At 40.9% G+C, this 18,237-nt stretch carries 15 protein-coding genes; 11 read left to right on the top strand and 4 right to left on the bottom strand.

From position 1 onward, the window contains the following. Position 1 precedes the first annotated feature (1 nt). From CV014_RS27470 to CV014_RS27445, 6 genes are all read left to right on the top strand, one after another. Entirely contained in the window at positions 2 to 142 is a 141-nt protein-coding gene (locus CV014_RS27470; protein WP_236144916.1) for a hypothetical protein, read from the top strand. A gap of 30 nt (positions 143 to 172) precedes the next feature. Then, complete coding sequence (surE, locus tag CV014_RS27465) at positions 173 to 970, top strand: 5'/3'-nucleotidase SurE (RefSeq protein ID WP_236144929.1); 798 nt, start codon at positions 173 to 175, stop codon at positions 968 to 970. A gap of 340 nt (positions 971 to 1,310) precedes the next feature. Further along, positions 1,311 to 2,189, top strand: coding sequence for an MBL fold metallo-hydrolase (locus tag CV014_RS27460; RefSeq protein WP_236144915.1), 879 nt, complete (start codon positions 1,311 to 1,313; stop codon positions 2,187 to 2,189). A gap of 288 nt (positions 2,190 to 2,477) precedes the next feature. Then, positions 2,478 to 3,563 (top strand): bifunctional riboflavin kinase/FAD synthetase, encoded by a 1,086-nt coding sequence (locus CV014_RS27455; RefSeq protein WP_236144914.1) that lies wholly within the window; start codon positions 2,478 to 2,480, stop codon positions 3,561 to 3,563. A 258-nt stretch (positions 3,564 to 3,821) separates the two neighbouring features. Next, on the top strand, positions 3,822 to 4,730 hold the full coding sequence (locus CV014_RS27450) for an AAA family ATPase (RefSeq protein ID WP_236144913.1): 909 nt from the start codon (positions 3,822 to 3,824) through the stop codon (positions 4,728 to 4,730). A 391-nt stretch (positions 4,731 to 5,121) separates the two neighbouring features. After that, the gene (locus CV014_RS27445) at positions 5,122 to 7,842 is read left to right on the top strand and encodes a hypothetical protein (RefSeq protein WP_236144912.1); all 2,721 of its coding nucleotides are present in this window, start codon (positions 5,122 to 5,124) and stop codon (positions 7,840 to 7,842) included. Positions 7,843 to 8,069: 227 nt separating this feature from the next. On the opposite strand, the gene CV014_RS27440 is transcribed toward CV014_RS27445, so the two are convergent. Then, positions 8,070 to 8,543 (bottom strand): hypothetical protein, encoded by a 474-nt coding sequence (locus CV014_RS27440; protein ID WP_236144911.1) that lies wholly within the window; start codon positions 8,541 to 8,543, stop codon positions 8,070 to 8,072. Between the two features lie 409 nt (positions 8,544 to 8,952). Between CV014_RS27440 and CV014_RS27435 the strand changes: the two genes are divergently transcribed. The 4 genes from CV014_RS27435 (at position 8,953) to CV014_RS27420 (ending at position 14,081) form a co-directional block, all read left to right on the top strand. After that, complete coding sequence (locus CV014_RS27435) at positions 8,953 to 11,481, top strand: CPBP family glutamic-type intramembrane protease (RefSeq protein ID WP_236144910.1); 2,529 nt, start codon at positions 8,953 to 8,955, stop codon at positions 11,479 to 11,481. A gap of 797 nt (positions 11,482 to 12,278) precedes the next feature. Further along, positions 12,279 to 12,629 carry a Mo-dependent nitrogenase C-terminal domain-containing protein gene (locus tag CV014_RS27430; RefSeq protein WP_236144909.1) on the top strand — a complete coding sequence of 117 codons (351 nt, stop codon included), beginning with the start codon at positions 12,279 to 12,281 and terminating at the stop codon, positions 12,627 to 12,629. A gap of 23 nt (positions 12,630 to 12,652) precedes the next feature. Continuing rightward, the gene (locus CV014_RS27425) at positions 12,653 to 12,925 is read left to right on the top strand and encodes a cupin domain-containing protein (RefSeq protein ID WP_236144908.1); all 273 of its coding nucleotides are present in this window, start codon (positions 12,653 to 12,655) and stop codon (positions 12,923 to 12,925) included. 403 nt (positions 12,926 to 13,328) lie between these two features. Then, a complete protein-coding gene (locus CV014_RS27420) occupies positions 13,329 to 14,081 on the top strand; it encodes a creatininase family protein (protein WP_236144907.1) in 753 nt (250 codons plus the stop codon). On the opposite strand, the gene CV014_RS27415 is transcribed toward CV014_RS27420, so the two are convergent. After that, positions 14,076 to 15,287, bottom strand: coding sequence for an RNA-guided endonuclease InsQ/TnpB family protein (locus tag CV014_RS27415; RefSeq protein WP_236144906.1), 1,212 nt, complete (start codon positions 15,285 to 15,287; stop codon positions 14,076 to 14,078). The two genes, CV014_RS27420 and CV014_RS27415, sit on opposite strands and share 6 nt — an antisense overlap. A 141-nt stretch (positions 15,288 to 15,428) precedes the next feature. On the opposite strand from CV014_RS27415, the gene CV014_RS27410 reads away from it, so the two are divergent. Further along, positions 15,429 to 15,554, top strand: a complete 126-nt coding sequence (locus CV014_RS27410; protein ID WP_236144905.1) for a histidine kinase — start codon at positions 15,429 to 15,431, stop codon at positions 15,552 to 15,554. On the opposite strand, the gene CV014_RS27405 is transcribed toward CV014_RS27410, so the two are convergent. Together CV014_RS27405 and CV014_RS27400 are read right to left on the bottom strand one after the other, a co-directional pair. Next, complete coding sequence (locus CV014_RS27405; RefSeq protein ID WP_236144904.1) at positions 15,551 to 17,824, bottom strand: alkaline phosphatase D family protein; 2,274 nt, start codon at positions 17,822 to 17,824, stop codon at positions 15,551 to 15,553. The genes CV014_RS27410 and CV014_RS27405 overlap by 4 nt on opposite strands. A 182-nt stretch (positions 17,825 to 18,006) precedes the next feature. After that, positions 18,007 to 18,237, bottom strand: a 231-nt coding sequence (locus CV014_RS27400) for a DUF2281 domain-containing protein (protein ID WP_236144903.1), incomplete at its 5' end; no start/stop codon positions are given.

Genomic DNA, 18,237 nt, shown 5'->3' with positions numbered 1-18,237 from the left:
ATTGGGGATTGGGGATTGGGGATTGGGGATTGGGGACTGGGGATTGGGGACTGGGGATTGGGGATTGGGGACTGGGGACTGGGGATTGATGATTCAACAGTCCACAACTCTTGACTATGGACTGTGGACTGTTGACTATTGACTATTGACTATTGACTATTGACTCATGACTATGAAACTACTAATTAGCAATGATGATGGTATTTCGGCTTTGGGGATTCGTACCCTGGCTAACTGTTTAGCGGAAGCAGGACATGATGTGACGGTGGTTTGTCCTGATCGAGAGCGATCGGCTACTGGTCATGGACTAACTCTACACCAACCAATCCGCGCTGAAATTGTCGAGTCAATTTTTCATCCCAGTATCAAAGCCTGGGCTTGTGATGGTACACCTTCAGATTGTGTCAAACTGGCACTGTGGGCATTATTAGATTCTCCGCCTGATTTAGTCCTTTCGGGTATCAATCAAGGTGCAAATTTAGGTACAGAAATTCTCTACTCTGGTACTGTATCGGCAGCGATGGAAGGCATGATTGAAGGTATTCCTAGCATCGCCATGAGCTTAACTAGTCACACCTATAAAAACTTTCAACCTGCGGCGCACTTTGCCAAAATCTTGGTAGAGCAACTGAGTATTAAACCCATCCCAGATTTAATGTTGCTTAATGTCAATGTCCCGCCTGTCAACTGGGAAGAAATTGCTGGCGTTCAATTCACCCGTCAGGGAGTGCGTAGGTATGTAGATGTTTTTGACAAACGCACAGACCCCCGTGGTAAAACCTATTACTGGTTAACTGGAGAAGTTTTAGAAGACGTAGAACCACCAGCAGGCTTAAATCTCCCCCAAAATGTCCCTATAGATGTTCACGTCATCCGTGATAACTACATTAGCATTACACCCTTACAATACAATCTCACCTACGCCAATGGACTAGATAAGTTATCTCAGTGGGAATTTAAGTTTTCGTAAAAAGCAGGGGGCAAGGGGGCAGGGCAGGGGGCAGAGGAAGACAAACTAATGACTAATGACTAATGACTATTGACTATTGACTATTGACTCCCTCATATACAACATAGTCAAAATTAGGCTATAAAATTAGGAGCGTTCTTGATATTACTGATACAAATATTTTGGGAATAATGAGGTAAGTGCTTGGCATAGCCTCGCCCAATTTACGTAGATTAACTTAATCTATGTATGCTGTTTTACCAAAAACCTATTTCTCTATCTTCTGCGGTAAAACAGTATAAATTTCACTAAACAACTACACTTTTTATTGATCGCCCGCCCAGTCCAGCAAGCAATACCCATGTCAAGGATAGAGAACCAATTTACTGTACAATTTTGGGGCGTTCGTGGGAGCATCCCCTGTCCAGGGCCACATACAGTCCGCTATGGTGGCAATACCCCTTGTGTCGAAATGCAAGTGGGTGGTAAACGCTTAGTTTTCGATGGCGGCACAGGGCTGCACGTTTTGGGGCAATCTTTATTGCGCCAAATGCCAATAGAAGCTCATTTATTTTTTACTCACTCACACTGGGATCATATGCAGGGTTTCCCCTTCTTTGTTCCTGGATTTGTGAAGGGAAATAATTTTCATATTTATGGGGCGATCGCTCCTGATGGTTCTACTGTAGAACTACGTCTTAACGATCAGATGCTGCACCCGAATTTTCCTGTGCCTTTGCAAATCATGCAGGCCGATCTGGAATTTCACGATGTTCATCCAGGAAAACCCATACAGATTAATGATATTACCGTAGAAACAGCCCCACTCAATCATCCTGGGGAAGCGGTGGGATATCGAGTTAACTGGTGTGGTGGGGCGGCGGTTTACATTACCGACACAGAACATTTTCCCGATAAATTAGATGAAAATGTGTTGTGGTTAGCCCGGAATGCAGATATTTTAATTTATGATTCTACCTACACTGATGACGAATACTATTCTCCTAAATCACCGAAAATCGGTTGGGGACATTCTACTTGGCAAGAAGCCGTAAAAGTGGCTAAGGCTGCCAATGTAAAAACCCTGGTGATTTTCCACCATGACCCAGCCCATGATGATGATTTCTTAGATCATGTAGGGGCGCAAGCCTTTGCTCAATTTCCAGGAGCAATTATGGCAAGAGAAGGAATGGTGCTGCAAATTCCCGTCTCAGTTCCCCTATCAGAATCCGTTTCGTAGGTAATTTTTGCGGATTAAAGTTGTCGTCGGAGTGATGGTAGATTTTAGATTAGATTTGAAGAAGACAGGAAGTAGGAAGTAAAAAGGTAAAAGTAAAAAGCCCAAAATTTACCTTTTGCCCTTTGCTACGCAACGCTATCGCGAACGGGTGACGCTCCTGCGTCGCTAACGCTGCGAAGATCGTCAGTCGCTCATGGGGGAAACCCCCAAGACCGCGCTGACTCACCTTTTGCCTTTTAAAAGCAACTAACTGTCTAACTTCAATAAACCTCAAATCCCCAAATCCAAGTGCCAAATCTGTCTCAAAATGGGTGTTCTGTGTGGGTTGCTGCTGCAACTGATAAACTACTAACGCCAACGGCTGTTGCCTTGGGCAAATTTGATGGCGTGCATCTTGGCCATCAAAGAGTTATTCAACCAATTTTAATGGGAGGACAGAAACTCGCCTCGCCACCACTCCCATCAGTAGACCCCCAAGCAACACCACAAGAACAGATATATTCTACAGTTGTAACTTTTCGCCCCCATCCCCAAGAGTTTTTTACGGGACAAACTCGGACTTGGCTAACGCCTTTAGATGAAAAAGTAGAGCAATTGCGATCGCTTGGGGTGCAGCAGCTTGTACTATTACCATTTGATCGGGACTTAGCAGCTTTATCTCCTGAAGAGTTTGTGGAAAGGGTGATTGTACAGAGATTACGCTGTCAGCGTATTAGTGTGGGACAAGACTTTTGTTTTGGTAAAAATCGCCGGGGAACGGCTCAAGATTTACAAGCGATCGCCGCTAAGTACAATATACCTGTAACTATAGTCACTCTCCAGACTTCTACTCTCCCCGCCGAAGACAACAATAGTTGTAGCAGTTTAAATTTGAGTGACAATGCTCCCATTAGCACTTCACTTATCCGTAAATCTTTAGCCAGTGGGGATATTAAAAACGCTAGTCGATGCCTGGGGCGGCTTTATACTCTCATTGGTACTGTGGTCGAAGGTGAACAACTAGGTAGAACTATCGGCTTTCCCACCGCTAATTTAGAGTTACCAAGTGATAAATTTATTCCCTGCAAGGGAGTTTATGCTGTGCGGGTGCAGATTTTGAGCGATACATCCACAGCGAATACAGCAAGTGAAATTTTAGGAGTGATGAATATTGGTAATCGTCCCACCGTCAACGGGACTTATTCTTCCGTGGAAGTACATTTGCTGGACTGGAGTGGTGATTTATACGGAAAAAAACTCACCGTCCAGTTAGTAGAATTTTTACGTTCAGAGCAGAAATTCCCTTCACTAGAAGCCCTAAAAAATCAAATTCAACAAGATTGTGCGATCGCCAAAAAACTTTTACAACAAAAAAATACAGATAATGCCGTGTAACGGGCATAGGGCATAGGGCATAGGGCATAGGGCATAGAAATAAAATCTACCTTGTCTCCCTTGTCTCCCAGTCCCCAATCCCCAGCGATGCACTGAGCTTGTCGAAGTGTCCCCAGTCCCCAGTCCCCATTTTGAATTTTGAATTTTGAATTTTGAATTGCTTAAGTGGGAATACTGTAAATACTGGAGTGGGAAATAAGGCATAGGTTGTTTTCTACTCCGGTTTCTTATAGCCCAATCACCAATCCCTTGTGGTGCATGAGAGACAAAATTGACGCTCTAACTCAAAACCTTAACCGTACCATCGTTGGTAAAAGCGAAGCTATCCGCCTAGTTTTAGTAGCATTATTAGCCGGTGGTCATGCTTTGTTAGAAGATGTTCCAGGAGTCGGTAAAACTCTCCTGGCTAAATCTCTGGCGCGTTCACTCGATGGTAAATTTCAACGTTTGCAATGTACCCCCGATTTACTACCGACGGATATCACAGGTACTAATATCTGGAATCCTAAAAACGGTGAATTTAGTTTTCTTCCTGGCCCGGTGTTTGCGAATATCTTGTTAGCTGATGAAATTAATCGCGCTACACCCCGCACGCAGTCAGCTTTGTTGGAAGTTATGGAAGAACATCAAGTAACGATAGATGGAGTTTCCCGTGCTGTTCCTGAACCGTTTTTTGTGATTGCGACTCAAAACCCTGTGGAATATCAAGGGACTTTCCCGCTTCCAGAAGCCCAAATGGATCGATTTATGTTGTCTTTGAGTTTGGGTTATCCTTCTGCGGATGAAGAATTGGAGATGCTGCAAAATCTCCAAAAGGGTATTAAGGTAGATAATTTACAGTCTTGTATGAGTTTGGCAGAGATTGCCCAACTACGGGAAGCTTGCTCTCAGGTAACAGTAGAAACTTCCCTGCAACAATATATTTTGGAAATAGTACGGACAACTCGCCAAGATGAGGAAATTACCCTGGGTGTCAGTCCACGGGGAACGGTAGCGTTACAAAAAGCCAGCCAAGCCTTAGCTTTTCTGTTAGGGCGTGATTACGCTATTCCTGATGATGTGAAAATGCTTGCGCCTCATGTGCTGTGTCATCGACTGATAACCAGGGGAGGACGTAATTCTCGTAGTGTTGTTGAACGATTATTGCGATCGCTCCCTATTCCCTAGTATTGAATGGTAGAAAATACTCAATATATACCACGCTTAAAAGCAAGTTTATCTTAGGGGTTGAACACTGTTCAACCCCTAAAAATTTCAGCTAATTTAGTAATATTTTTTGATTTTTCTAGTGCATCACTGTGCTAGTTAGTTGCTCACATCTTAACATAATACTCAAAACTATCTAATATATCTTTTCTACACTGACTTTAGTTCATTCCCTAGTTAAATAGAAATAATTAAACTGCTGATATATCATCTTCAGTAATCTATTTGATACATATAAGAATCTGCTTTGATTACTGAAATTATTTGCGTAGCCAGGTAACGGGTCAGAAGGAATAAAAGTTTACCTGGCTTCGCAGAAATTCAATATGAATCCTACATATGTCTTAAAAAAATGCGAATCAATGCAATATATTTACGAATAGTAATTAATTTATCTGTATTCCTGGCGTTATTAAGTAATAATTTAATCATCCACAAAGTAAATGCACAAAATCAACCAAATAAGGAACATAAATTAATAGACAATGAAATATATAAATATAAATACTTGCAGTTCCAAATAAAATTAAGACCAAATTTTCTGGCACAAAATACACCTTTAGTACCACCAAAAACTATTTCTATTCCTAATAATATTAATATTCCTACACCCAGTAATCCTTTACCAAATTCAGATAATAATTTAGATGAGACTGACAAGATACAAATAGAGAATCCTGATTCAGCAGACAAAAAGCCCAGCTTGGGCAAGACTGAATTAGAAATATTTATCTTAAATGCTATTACTAACAGTGCTATTAAATATCCTTGGATAATTGATCCTAGAGATAATTTTAATGATGATTCTCCAAATTTCAATCCTTTAGAAAATAGTAATTACATAGATTTTAAAGTTAAATTTTCCTCGGAAGATTCAGTTTTTAACCAATTTACATTTGCTAATTTTCCTCAAAGGGATCAATTTTATTGGGTATTACCTGGTAATCGGGTTGTAGTAGAAAGTAAAGGTTGGCAAAGTGGTGTTGTTTACCAAGGAGAATCAACTGCTACTACTATCCGAGAGAAGATTAGATTAACTCAAAGACTTTGGGGTTTGCAAACAGTTTTTGCTCTTCCCGAATCTCTCCAAGAATTAACAGAAGAAATCGGTCTGAATCAATTTTCGGTCGAATCAATTGCGGCAGAAGTGATTAATCCTGTCGGAGTTCCGGCTGCTCCTATTATTATTAATTCTGGAAGTGATTCCAATCTGGCTGTAACTTCTCTTGTTCCGAATATTTCCAGTTTCAATTCTGAGAAAGACCCTGTAATTCTACAAACATTTCCTACAAGTAACTTACAACCATTACTAGGACAAGTAAGTCTAACTCGCGGAGCAGAAATTCCTCGTGCTACTTTAGCAGATGCAGGCTTTATTTGGGGAAATCCCTTAACTGGACAAAGAACTCAATTTCAGCCTGTAATTACATCCACTCCAGGCATTAAACTTGGGAATAGGGAAAAGTTCGATAATTTCGATTTATATAGTATTTTGCTCAATTCGTCTATAACTAATAATCAGCGCAATTTATACTATTTAAACTCTCTCTATTGGATTCCTCTCAGCGAAAGACAAAGTTATCAAGGAGTAAGAGAAACAACTGAAAATTTTAATTGGTATAGATTTTATTTTAGTTATCCCCATAATCGAACCCTTTTAGAATATGACTCTTTAGCTGCTAAAGCAACTTATACCAATATTTACACAAATCCTGGACTTTCCTTATCTTTATCATTTGATGGCATCAAAATAGATGAGTTACAAACTGCCAATACTACAATCGGAATGCTTATTGGCGGAATTTTTAAATTAGTCGATTTCCCCAAATTAACACAGGGTTTACAGGAAGCTCAAGAACGTTTTTCTCGACAGGAAAGTTTTGCAACCTTTAACTCAAAAGCCACACCAGAGGAAAGAAAACAAATCAATCAAAGGCTGAATAGAACATTATTTATCGCTAATCGTAACAGTGGTTTAGAGCAGGTTTCTGGTAAATTAACATTTCCTAGCATCATTACGCCTAATCGTTCTAATATTTTACAATTACGTACTGGAAATCATAGGCGAGCAGTTCAGTTTCTAGATAGCCGACGTATTTGGCGAGAAGGTAAAACGTTTATTTCTCAAGCGCAAGTTTCTAACAATAGATTTGGTCGTTTAACATCTGTAAATGTACCTGTTCCTTCTCCATCAAATCGCTCATCATCTCTACAAGTGAGTTTAACTGCTCCCAATGGTCAGCAGTTTTTACAAAGCTTAAGCTCATCTGATATGACATCTTTACCGATTGATATTCGCTTGTTTGATATTGCCTTTGACAATATTGCATTAAGTCAAGATGGTCAACTAATGACTTATTTACAATCTTTTACGGGATATTTAGATTTACCTTCCATAGAAGTTTTATTGGCTGGTTCTACCAGTCATTGGAATTATAGTTTTAACTCCGGTATGTGGTTTAATCTCGACAGTAATAGTGCTTTTAATGTCCCTAATAATTTTGGTTTTTTAGAACCTAATATTGGGATTTATACTAATGGGTCATTGAATTATCTTCATACTCATCTAGAAGTTGATAAAGATGGGAATACTCAAGCTATTACTAACCACATTCCATCATTACGATTTTCTTGGAATAGTGCGGCTAATTTCCAAAATCCTAATTATTTGAATCTGAGTTACTTTTTTAATCGTCAAGACCGAAATATCAGTTATTCTTTAACTACAGGAGTTATATTGATAGATGATAAAAATAGTCTCACCACTTCGGGAATATTTCAGGGTCAATTAGCATTCAACACAGGGTTAGAGCTTAACACTTCTTTAGAAATAAGAGATTTGTTTTTTTATACTCTAGAAGGAGTTCAGCAAATAAATCCTAAGTGGTCTTTAGGTATTTATCTCCAGAATTTTACCAGTATTGAGCAGGGTATAAGAAATCGAATTAATGATGTTTCCTATGGGTTAATTATTAAACGTCATAATTCCCGTAACAGCACATTTTGGGAATCTCGTATGGGGATGAGTGGAGATATCTTTGAGGCTAATTTTTCAGGTGGTTTCAGCTTTTAAAGTTTTGACTACATAACTTATTAATAAATAAACTTAAATTACATCTTTTCTAATACCGTTTCTTGATAAAGATGCACTTTTTTCTTTACTGTATAGACGTTGCATACAACGTCTATACATCATTTATTTGGCGCAACTTCATAGAGAATTGGTATAAGTTAGAGAAAAGATGTAATTTTACGATGAAAAATCTGTGATTAATTACAGGGTAATGGTTGATATCTCTACTAATCTAAACCATCACTACCAATAGCAGCCCTAACAATAGCTGTGAATTCATCTAGTGTCAGATTACCATTTCTAAGTCTATCAACTATAGCACCCCGAATAGATCCAGCTACATTGTACGGCAGTGCAATTAGTCCACCAGTGTGGAGTGTTAAGCGTGGTGTCGATACGTGAGTAATGGGATCTATGTATGAAATTGCGGTGACTGTATATGTCCCATTGATACCTGCAAAATAAGTTCCTCTAGGTGCAACAGTCTCAGCTGCAATACTGGATAAGTAAGCACCAGGAGTAATATAGATAGCTGCACCTGCAAAGCTAGAAGGTTCTCCAGAACTAAAGTCTGAAATTGGATTTTCAATTAAAGCTTGTGCTGATGCTGGTGCAGATAATAGGCTGCCACCACATACTAAACCTGTTAAAAATAGAGTAATTTTTAACAGGTTTGCGAAAGTAAGAGAAGGTGAATTCATGTTGTCATTCCTTAGTAGTTATGGCTTGTACATTTAACCACGGAAGATGATATTTATTGACTATTTCAGAAAGTCGTGAGCTTTTTATTTTGATGTTGCTCTATTATTTTTACGCAACCATATTTATTTCTATAAATATCAATTTTCGTGAATATTCACAAGAAATAAAATAGACAAAAAAGATACTGAAAGACCGAAATGCCGCATATTTGTCCAATTTTAAATTAGACGAAAGTATATTTTGAATGTAGTAAAAATATGTATGGTATGGCGATTGTGGGAAAGCTACATTAAAACTTTAATTTTCATTGCTGAAGCATGGTTAAGGATAGCTCATGTCATATAAAAGCGATCGCAGCATTATATAATCGCATAGCTGCGGCTGAAGACTAGGGTACAAATCAGGGCAATGACAAATGAAGAATCTTCTACCAAACTAAAGTTACGTCCCAGGAGAAAAATTCGCTTTGGGGTTTTTGTGCTGTTGGTGATGATCAGTGCGATCGCTATTTTTCTGTTTGATCCGCGATCGCAATCAGTCACTTCACCGGAAAGTAACTACGCCATTCATGAACGCCAAAGCTTTAATCAAACCACCTATTATCCCCTCAATCAAACTGTCAACCCCGATTTGTATCAACCCGTCGCTAAATGGATAGGGAGATTACTTTTACCTACGCCACAACAAATCCCACCTGGGGAAGACTGGGTATGGATAGAAATTCAACACGCACCCCCCACAGCACAGTCTTTAGTTGGTAAGATCATTCGCTTGGAATGGCAAGATCAACCACAGTTAAAGTCTTACGTGCAAGCTGTACAACGAGATGTCAAATTTACCGAGAGTACGAAAAAAAGCCAAGCTGCGGGGATTATTCATCCAGCACGTTTAGATGGTCGTCTTCAGGTGGGGCCTTTGCAATCATTGGCTGGTGCTAGACCTAATGACGATGTGATTGTCAGTTTAAATGATGCAGAACTAGTAGAAATCGGTAATAGTGAACCGCGCCTGCGGATTTCCCAAGAACCAGTATTAACTACGGGTAGATTTTATAGCTTAGTCAAAATTCTCTATCCCGAACCCACTAGCAGTAAATATCCTGCACCTCCAGCTTGTCCAGGGAGTTCACCTTGTCCCAGTGATTTTTTTCGGGTGCGTCACTATAGCCGCGTGACTCGCCAATTTGATGGCGTAGAAGAAACCATCCGCATCCCCCAACAGTTATTCGACACCCGCAATATCCCCCCATCTACCCCCAGACAAATCGAAACTTCCCCAGTGGGAACCTTTGGCTGGTATATCTACGGTGGTAAAAACCCCCAAGGAATATTTACTGTCCAGGGATTAGTGCCGCGATCGCTCCTGCAACTCCAGCCTAGTAAAATAGTCTTGGGACAAGCAGCCGGACTTACCTACACCAAGGATGAAAATTGGCAGATTAAATCACAAGACCAAGGAACAATCACCAAAGTTTTGCTTGATCCCACCACCAAAGCACCACCCAACGCCTTATTAGATTGGCGAGAAGGTGATCAAGCCATTCTTCTCCACAGTTTTGGCGGCATTGGCGGAAAAAAAGCCGAAGGATTCCCCGCCTTCACCGTCACCGGACACTTTGCTTTTGGACTAGCGGAGGTGGTGCGTGAACCCATCACCCAAGAATTACAGTTTGCCATTACCTACGCCCAGATTTACGCCAATAATCCCGATGGGATCATCTCCGGTAAACATTCCTGGGTTGATTATATGGGTAACTTGCAATGGGGATGGGCAGCCACACGCCCCATTTCTGATGTGTTGATGAAGTTTCCCGCCGTTACCCAAGATTATGATTTTGCCGGTGTGAAACTCTCCCCCGCGACAGAATTTCTGCGACAGTTAGAAATTATGATGGCGCGTTATCGTACTGGTGACGGTACAGGTAGCGCGACGGTTTCCCCCGCCACTTCTTGCGTCCAAGATGCTAGCCAAGCATTGTATATTGCCATTCAAGTCATTACCCAGCAGGTGAAATCCCGTCCCGAAATTCAGCAATGGCTAAATAATCATCCCAACGATCCCCAGACATTACGCTTTCAAAAATTAGTGCATCTTGGTCAAGCTTTAGAAAGACAATTAACACCCTTGGGAATTGTCCGCGCTGACTGGCAAAGTAGTGCAGATTATTTAATGGGGACTGGTACAGGACAAGCAGCACACCGTAATCGTAGTATTTGGGCGGCGTTAACTAGTTGGCGGACAATGCTACCGAGACAAGCCCACGACGAACTAGCCGCTTTATTCTTAAAACATGGTGCAAAACTGTGGTTTCTCAGAACCAATCAAATTGGCGGTACAAATCCCGATGTCGCCCCCCTCGCACCGACAATGGGCTTAGGATATTTGACTATTCCTGGGACAAACATTGCACCCTTCAGTATTTTGCTCAATCGCTTACTTGCGTCCTTGGTACTTCCCCGCGCCCAAGATTGGCTAGTGATGGGAGTGATATTAATAGTTTACGGGGCGATCGCCATACCTTTGGGTTGGAAATTCGGCTTTTTGCGTTGGAGTTTTAGCCCATCTAAGAGAATAGAGCATATAGCGATCGCCCTACAAGCCCTATTTTCCCCAGCCATCTCCGAAGAATTAGTCTTCCGAGTTTTATCCCTTCCCCACCCCATAGAAGTCATCAACTGGTACATATGGGCATTGTGGGCATTATTCATCGTCTTTCTGTTTATCATTTATCATCCCCTCAACGCTAAAACCTTCTTCCCCCAAGGTTCCCCCACCTTCTTACACCCCATTTTCCTCACCCTAGCCGGACTCTTAGGACTATGCTGCACCGTCGCCTACGCCCTCACCGGCTGTTTTTGGATAATTGTCCTCATACACTGGATTGTCATCTTAGTTTGGCTGTTAGCCCTCGGAGGAAGGGAGAAGTTAGGGGTGTAGGGGTGTAGGGGTGTAGGGGTGCAGGGGGAGCAGGGGAGGCAGGGGGAGCAGGGGGAGCAGGGGAGGCAGGGGGAGCAGGGGAGGCAGGGGGAGACAAGGGAGACAAGGTAAGAGATGAGAAAAACTGTTCCCTCATGACTAATGACTAATGACTAGTGACTAATGACTAATAACTAATAACTTTTTTCTTCCGCTCGTTTGATATTTTTATAGCAGAAAAGGGTATTTTATTCTGGGGATAAAATCAACTTTCCTCAGAAGTTAATCCAGCACTTGCGGCTGAAGATTAGTTTCTACTTATCAAACAGTGGGTAGTAACTTATTAAATAATATTCAGGTGAATTTATGTAGCGTACATCACAATTTATTTGTTACCGCGTATCATACAATCAGTTGTCCGTAGAGGTTAAAACCTAATAAACATAGCTGAGACATCAGTATCTCGGAACTTTGCTAGGTAAAATCACATCTCTACATACTGTATAGTTTCCAAACCGGAGATTTTAACTTACTATATGGGATTGCTATCTGCAATATCAGAAATCGATAAGTTAAAGAAATACCACTTTTATTTTTTCTTTGTTATTTTGTATTTAACGGGACAGTTCTTGACTATGCAGTCAGTTTAAATATCAATTAGTCCCCTAATTTACCTACAAATTTTCTAAAAATTAACCTTTACTTGTGCAGTTCTTAATCTATCTGCACGGGGGATAGTTTTTTCTAAAAAAATGTATGGTAAGTTGCACAATCGACAAAATTCACCAAATCTTTATCTAAAAGGTAAAAATTCGCTTATGAGTGTCATCCATCAAGATCATCAAGATATTGTCCTATCCGCTTTCATCCAACCTATGGATATTTCTACACAAGCAGGTAGACGCAAAAAATTTGATCTCTTGAAACCCCTGCGTCAATGGCTTGACGACTTAGAAATCCAAGATCGTCAACTAGCTTGCTTGATCGCCAAATTAATTCCGGCTCAATGTCCTTTCGAGCGTGACATTGTATTATTTGGGCGGAAAATTGCTCACATTCCTCCCATGTGCAAACTTAACCCCCTATATGATCAATTTGTAGGCTTGCGTTTTCGCGCCTTGTGTTATTTAGTAGATAAATGTGGAGAGGATATCCAATCCTACTGCTAAGTAACAAAATCAGAAAGTTTGCAATGGAAATTAAAATTGAGCGTCAACCAAGTCAAGAAACACTAGAGAATTTAGGTGTGTTCCAATGGGGAATTTGGCAAAAAGAAATCTCTAAATTTCCTTGGACTTATGATACTCAAGAAACTTGTTATTTTTTAGAAGGTGATGTAATTGTTACGCCGGATGGCGGTAAACCAGTACAGATGGGTAAAGGGGATTTAGTGACCTTTCCGGCTGGAATGTCCTGTACATGGGAAATTAAAAGCGCAGTCAAAAAACATTATTCTTTTGATTAATCAAAAGTTGAGCATCAGGGTTATTTCCCTTGTACTCTCGTCTCCTCGAATTTCCCCACAATAGCGATCTCATTCATGAGTTAAAAATTGTATGGAGTCTCGCACCGAGTGTCATAGGTTAGAGTAGCAGTATCGGTAAATAGTTTGTATCCTTATCTCTCAAAACTCGTAGCGACTCCATCCCCTAAACAATATTTGTAAAAATGAATAGTTTCATGTCAGATTGGTAAGATTACCAATCTAGCGGTTAAGAGTTTGTGGTGTTTGGCTAAAATATAGCGTCCAGCCCAAGTGTGAGTAGAAAGCAGACTAGAAGATAATACAAATCCTACAGTTAGCCAGTGAGATTTTACCAAACACGATAGAATCTCGTATTGGCTATTGAAAGGGAATTTTATTGAAAATGCTATTACATCTAAGCACATGGCCAGAAGTGGAAAGTTATTTGCAAACTTCCACAGGGATTATTTTCCCTATTGGTTCTACAGAACAACATGGCCCCACTGGTTTAATAGGAACTGATGCGATTTGTGCAGAAGCGATCGCCCGTGGTGTGGGTGAAGTGACAGGTGCGATGGTTGCCCCTACAATCAATGTGGGGATGGCATTACATCACACGGCTTTTCCTGGTTCTATGAGTCTGCGTCCTAGCACCTTAATTCAAGTGATCCGCGACTATGTAACTTGTCTTGCTAAAGCAGGTTTTACTAAGTTCTACTTTATCAACGGACACGGTGGAAATATCGCCACCCTCAAAGCTGCATTTTCAGAAACCTATGCACATTTGGAAGACTTGCAAATTAAAAATGCTCAAAATGTGCAATGTCAAATTGCTAATTGGTTCATGTGCAGTTCCGTATATAAACTAGCCAAAGAATTATATGGGGATCAAGAAGGTTCTCATGCTACCCCCAGTGAAGTAGCTGTTACCCAATACGTCTATCCAGAAGCGATTAAACAAGCATATTTAGACCCAAATGTAGTTTCTGGACATAAAATTTATAGTGCCACAGATTTTAGATTACGTTACCCAGATGGACGTATGGGTTCTAATCCCGCCTTAGCTACACCTGAACATGGTAAACAATTTTATGATTTAGCTGTGCAAGAACTCAGTCAAGGGTATTTAGAGTTTTTGACACTCTCCGCCCTATAAGGGCGAAGATTCTTCATTCATAGACCCAACTTGCTCATACAGGATTTCTCCAGCATGAGTAGAGGTCGAATCTCCTGAAGCGTTCGGGTCTATGACCCAAGTTCCGGTATGCCCTACCGTACTCAAGGCTAATTTCAGAATATTAATAGCAGCATTCCAATCTCTATCCAGCACAAATCCACATTCACAAACATGAGTTCTTGTGGATAGAGATTTTTTGACTAATGCTCCACAGTTAGAGCATTCTTGTGATGTGTAGGCAGGATTGACCGCTACAGTTATCCTGCCAAACTTCACCCCAAAATACTCTAACCATTTTCTGAATTGATACCAACCAGCATCATTAATAGATTTGGCGAGACATTGATTCTTAACTAAATTTTTTATCCTCAAGTCTTCATAGGCGACCAAATCGTGAGATTGGATTACGCAACGCGCTATTCTCTTAGCGTGTTCTTCACGTTGCCTACTTATTTTGAGGTGTACTCGCCCTAATTTATTAATGGCTTTCTTGCGGTTGATAGAGCCTTTTTTCTTCCTTTGAACACGTCTTTGTCGAAACTTTAGATGCTTTTCTCCTGTGCGATAAAACCTTGGGTTCGGTTCACTATGCCCATTACTGTCTGTGTAGAATTCTTTTAATCCCACATCTAAACCAATAGTTTTACCCGTTGGTTGTGTTTCTACTTTATTGTCTACACTAACTAAAAACTGAACATAGTAACCGTCAGCACGACGTACTAACCTAACTCGTTTTATCTGTTCTAATGGGTAGAAGTTTAAATCCCACGTTCCTTTGAGATTGAGTTTGCCAATTCCCTTTTTGTCGGTAAAGGTGATCTGCTTTCTCGTTTTTGATAGTTTCCACCCAGAGGTTTTATATTCCACCGAACGGTTATTTTTCTTAAACTTGGGATATTCCTTTTGACCAGGGATTTGTTTCTTGCAATTGTTGTAGAACCTAGCTATGGAGCTATATGCTCTTTCTACTGCTACCTGAGTTGCATGAGAGTTTAAGTCTTTAACGAAGGAGTATTCAGCCCTTAATGCAGTGTTGTAGCGATATAGCTCTTTCTGTCCTACATCTCGGTTGTCCATCCAAAAACGGATACACTTGTTGCGGACGAATTGAGCAGTCTTGATCGCTTCATCTATGGCTGCATATTGAGTTGTTTTCCCTTTTGCCTTCAACTCTAAAACTATCATTTGACGCGGAAAACTTCTACGGCAATTAGTTTAACACAAACAAAGCCGTCCCAGAAGCGATGCACTGAGCTTGCCGAAGTGGACGGGGCTTGTATCCCATTAATTTTGGTCAAGGTGGAGTGAGGGGTTGGGGATTGGGGATTGGGGATTGGGGACTGGGGATTGGGAGACAAGGTAGACAAGGTAGACAAGGTAGACAGGGTAGATTTTACTCCTATGCCCAATGCCCAATGCCCAATGCCCCATGCCCCATGCCCTATACCCTAAGATTTGTTATTTGGTTGAAAGTTAGTGCTAAAACGACTGTAGACAACTTGATTGGAGCAGATGGAATCGAACCAATAAATATCGTGAATAACTTGGTAGTCATTTTCTACTGCTGTTAAATCAAAATGCACTGAGGCGATGTTATTTACACCTACTACTTCTCTACCATCTTGAAACCAGCGCGATCGCCAAAACATCAAAGGTGCTAACCATCGCCATTTCGGGTTGATAGTGGGTTTGTGGGCAGGTACTAAACCAGATATATCTGTAAGCTGGTAAAAGTTTTTTGTGCTTTGTCGTGGTATCCATTCTAATAAACAATACCAGTCAGGATTATTTTTGGCTTGATGATGACGCAATTTTCTGGCGGAAATTTCTCGTAGATTCGGCGGTTGATTCCAGCCAATCCAATATCTCTTTTTTTCTGGTAATAACCAATTTTTCAAGCGGGTGTGAATAATTCTAGTGATGGGTTCTTCATTTTTTAAGGCACTGGCAGTTAACTGTACTAAAACCGATGGTTGTTGAGGATTGCGAGTCCTGGTGTAAGCTAACTTAGCTGTGCAACTATAATGAATATCACCAGAAAGAATGATGAGTTTTTGGCGTTGTTCACACAGAGTTGTTAACAGTCTCGCCAATGCGGGAAAATGAATATTCCAAGCGTCGCCTACGTCTGTAGAAAACACTTTTTCCCGTTTTAATTGCCAGTGGTGAATCCAATCAATGACTTGCAAACCAAAAACATTGGTAGGCGCGATGACAAATGAGGTGAGATGTTGATGGTGTGCTGTTTGTTGTAAAGGTGCTTGTAATTGTTGTTGCATCGCGCTGGGAGATAATAACATCGGTGGGGCGATGGGTTTTGCGTCGGCTGGATATCCCCGCCAAGTCCTGGTGTCTAAAACAATGACTTGGTGACAATTGCTGGTGACGGTATAATTCCAAGTCAAAACTTGGGGATCGCGTTCTAAGGTAAATACTCCATCTTCTAGGACAAAATTAGGTAAATTGGTGTGGGGATTAATACTGGGTATACCGACATAGCGGGCGATCGCTTTCTCTGCATTTTCGTTCTTGCCTTGAAAATGTGACCAAGCCGCAGCCGCTTTCAGTAGATTTTCGCCGTTTTCACCCTTAGCAAATTGTTCTGGTGTATTCCCCCAAGCCTGAAACACTGCATAGGCTAATAAAGCATTCTGGACTACTCTTCGTCCTAGAGGATTTCCCAACACCCGCAAACACCAAGCCTGATTTAAGTTCCAATCATCACTGACATCATGGTCATCAAAAATAGTGTATGTGGGAATATTCGCCAAGACACGGCGGACTTGTGGTAGTGTGGCCATGAATTGGCGGAGATATTTAACTGACTCTTGCCAAAACTTGATGACATCAGGGTCTTGAGTAATGGTGTGGACATCGGGAAAAGTATCCGGCCAGCAGATTGGCGACCAAGCGAGGATATAAGCAGCGTAGTATTCACCCAAACTGAAAAGATGGCTAGAGACTTTCTCTGATTTATTGTGTAATCCCGCCGTAAAGCCTGCGTTGACTGTGGCTAATTTTGCTCTCGTTCCGGCTGGTAATTCTTGGGGTGTACGATCAGTGTGACCGATGGGTAGTTGTTCTTCCCAACCTAGTAAAATATCTCCCAAAGGGCTGGCGTACCACAAAAAAGCATCTGCGACATCATCACCATAAATTTGATCACCTGTAAGGAATAGTTGCTGGGGGCGATCGCGAATTTGTTTGGTGGTGGCAATTAAGCTATCTAAAATTGGTAAAGCATCAAATCCGTGACCTTGGGGTTTCCGACAGGACGCATGGATAATATGTAAATCTTCGAGGCGGTGGGGTGGGAGAATGAAAGTTGGTTTTTGATGTTGGAAGTAACTAATATTAACGTAGGGAAAACGGGGAGAAGATAAAGCTTGTTCGAGGCTGAGTGTAGTTTGGTTTGGTAGGGTAAATTCTAAATCATAGGCGTAGATGCGATGGCTCGTTAAATTTTCCCCATTTCCAGACACAGCCGTAACCGCTACAACGTGTAAATGTTTTCCTAGCGCAACTGTATAACGTTGCCCGATGAGTAAGCAATTATTTAGCCTTTCACCATCATCTATGGTGTCATAAACCTTAAGTACCACCTGACAAGCTTGTTTGAGTACCACCAGTACAGTTACTGATTTTGAGTCAGTATGTTTCAGTATTGGCCCTGCCAAAATTATTGGCAGATCATCCAAAAAGCTTCCAGTTAGGTTATTCATGGTTCACTAAGTGCCAACAATTGCAGCAATATTATTACCCAAGCTTCCAAGATGATCAATTTAGCCAGGGAAATATTAACTTAATGATGTACTGAGTTGTTGATGACTAGTGAAACTTAAGATTAAAGTTAGGTAATTAATACTAATCTGCGATCGCTAGTCCCGAAACTCTAGAAAATTCGTTAATATCCTGATGCGGTACGAATTTCTTCCAAAGAAGGGAAGTCATCTTCCCAAGCCCCAGCTAGTGAATCAACCAGTTCTTTCCAAGCAACAGTATTATCTAATGTCTGTGCTGATTGGTGAGTCATTAAATGTTTAGCAAGAATGAATTCTGCAAATGAGAGAACTTCATTGGCTTGTTCTTCAGGAAGGCCTTTGACAATTGCATAAATTTGTTCAGCAATGATCAT

The sequence above is a fragment of the Nostoc sp. CMAA1605 genome, from assembly GCF_021596505.1.
Lineage (GTDB): Bacteria > Cyanobacteriota > Cyanobacteriia > Cyanobacteriales > Nostocaceae > Trichormus.
The sequence above is the reverse complement of the archived record's forward strand: the minus strand, read 5'-3'. Positions and strand labels throughout refer to the sequence as shown.

Coding starts and splice junctions, on each gene's coding strand:
- CV014_RS27450 (WP_236144913.1), top strand. CDS start 3,822: ATGAGAGACAAAATTGACGCTCTAACTCAAAACCTTAACCGTACCATC.
- CV014_RS27440 (WP_236144911.1), bottom strand. CDS start 8,543: ATGAATTCACCTTCTCTTACTTTCGCAAACCTGTTAAAAATTACTCTA.
- CV014_RS27415 (WP_236144906.1), bottom strand. CDS start 15,287: ATGATAGTTTTAGAGTTGAAGGCAAAAGGGAAAACAACTCAATATGCA.
- CV014_RS27460 (WP_236144915.1), top strand. CDS start 1,311: ATGTCAAGGATAGAGAACCAATTTACTGTACAATTTTGGGGCGTTCGT.
- CV014_RS27405 (WP_236144904.1), bottom strand. CDS start 17,824: ATGAATAACCTAACTGGAAGCTTTTTGGATGATCTGCCAATAATTTTG.
- CV014_RS27420 (WP_236144907.1), top strand. CDS start 13,329: ATGCTATTACATCTAAGCACATGGCCAGAAGTGGAAAGTTATTTGCAA.
- surE (WP_236144929.1), top strand. CDS start 173: ATGAAACTACTAATTAGCAATGATGATGGTATTTCGGCTTTGGGGATT.
- CV014_RS27435 (WP_236144910.1), top strand. CDS start 8,953: ATGACAAATGAAGAATCTTCTACCAAACTAAAGTTACGTCCCAGGAGA.
- CV014_RS27430 (WP_236144909.1), top strand. CDS start 12,279: ATGAGTGTCATCCATCAAGATCATCAAGATATTGTCCTATCCGCTTTC.
- CV014_RS27445 (WP_236144912.1), top strand. CDS start 5,122: ATGCGAATCAATGCAATATATTTACGAATAGTAATTAATTTATCTGTA.
- CV014_RS27425 (WP_236144908.1), top strand. CDS start 12,653: ATGGAAATTAAAATTGAGCGTCAACCAAGTCAAGAAACACTAGAGAAT.